The sequence below is a fragment of the Psychrobacter sp. CAL346-MNA-CIBAN-0220 genome (assembly GCF_040309805.1).
Classification (GTDB): Bacteria; Pseudomonadota; Gammaproteobacteria; order Pseudomonadales; family Moraxellaceae; genus Psychrobacter.
In genome coordinates, this window is record NZ_JBEOPF010000710.1 from 1 (window position 1) to 238 (window position 238).

The window sequence follows — 238 nt, forward strand, 5'->3', positions numbered from 1 at the left end:
GTTTGAGCTTGTTGATATCAATAAAATTGATGACATGATTAATATAAGCGCTCTTGTCAGTGAGTCGCTGTAATTGTCCTTTATTGTTATGGTCACTAGCAGAAAAATTCCCAGATTCAGCCAGCCCCTGAATCTCAGCCAGACCATCATCCGCGCTGATTGGTTTTGAGTGCTCTTTGACTAGCTTTAGGCCATTATAATTAATAGGATTGTGGCTGGCAGTGACTTCAATGCCGCC

At 42.0% G+C, this 238-nt stretch carries 1 pseudogene; it reads right to left on the reverse strand.

The window, feature by feature from the left end:
- Positions 1-238: pseudogene (locus AAEY88_RS15415) on the reverse strand (phosphomannomutase CpsG); the annotation flags it as partial.